The organism is Kitasatospora sp. MBT66 (genome assembly GCF_000710405.2).
Taxonomy (GTDB): Bacteria; Actinomycetota; Actinomycetes; order Streptomycetales; family Streptomycetaceae; genus Kitasatospora; species Kitasatospora purpeofusca.
The window spans coordinates 329,767-330,324 of sequence record NZ_JAIY01000008.1 but is presented as its reverse complement, the minus strand read 5'-3'; the positions used below and the strand labels follow the sequence as shown (position 1 = coordinate 330,324).

Below are 558 nucleotides of genomic sequence, written 5' to 3'. Positions count from 1 at the left end.
CCGGTGGCGGGTGCCGGGGCGCTGCCGCCGCCGGTCGTGCCGCCGGTGCTCAGGCTGACGTCGCCGCCGCCGGAGCCGCCCACCGCGCCGCCGGAGGCGCTGCCGCCGCCACTGCCGCTGCCGGGACGGGAGTTGTTGGCCGGTCCGCTCGGCGAGGCGCCCGGCGTGATCGCCTGGGCGGGCGTCTGGTTCTGGGACTGGGTCGGTACGGCCTGTGCGGCCTTGTCCTTCGCTCCGTCGCCACCCCCGCCCTGATCGGTCATCAGCCAGATGACGAGGGCGGCGACCGCGACGGCGGCGACGATCACGACGACGCGCCGGCGCCAGTAGATCGAGGCCGGCAGCGGTCCTACGGGTTGACGGAGAGAGGGCACGCCCAAACTCTACGAGACAGTGTGTGCCCCTTGACGCACCAACACCGCACAGTCACCCCTTCCTTCACATGATCCGCCATTTGCGCCGTTCGGGCGAGGCTGAATGGGGTGTTTTGCACGTCGAAGCGGAATCCAATGATCCACTTCGATGGCCGGTCCGGGCATGGGAGGATCGAAGGGCCAT

General features: G+C 70.8%; 1 pseudogene. It reads right to left on the bottom strand.

Annotation, left to right across the window (positions count from 1 at the left end):
• A pseudogene (locus tag BI06_RS51040) lies at positions 1-374 on the bottom strand (hypothetical protein); the annotation flags it as partial.
• Positions 375-558 lie beyond the last annotated feature (184 nt).